Raw genomic sequence first — 270 nt, 5'->3', positions numbered from 1 at the left:
TCAGCGTCAGTGAGCGAAATTTACCGCGTTCAATCATTATTCTTCCTCTCCGCTATCTGGCTGATTCTCTTCGGTTTCATCGTTGAGTTGCAGATGATTTTCAATCGGCATTGCTTCGCCATCACGAATCAGGCGACGCTGTGCTTCACGGGGATCGTCGCCAGCACGCACATCGGCTCCGAAGCGGAACACCGATTCGGTAATGCGAAACTTGCTGCTGTCGTGGCCCATAAACCACACCATGCCTAAACGACGCAGACGGTTGAGCGA

1 protein-coding gene is annotated in these 270 nt (G+C 52.6%); it reads right to left on the bottom strand.

Annotated features, from left to right (window positions below):
* Positions 1–36 precede the first annotated feature (36 nt).
* Positions 37–270: chromosome partition protein MukE (locus SB822_RS57430; protein WP_410859152.1), on the bottom strand; the 234-nt coding region annotated here is incomplete at its 5' end.

This window comes from Paraburkholderia sp. SIMBA_054 (assembly GCF_046534875.1).
GTDB lineage: Bacteria > Pseudomonadota > Gammaproteobacteria > Burkholderiales > Burkholderiaceae > Paraburkholderia > Paraburkholderia hospita.
The sequence above is the reverse complement of the archived record's forward strand: the minus strand, read 5'-3'. Positions and strand labels throughout refer to the sequence as shown.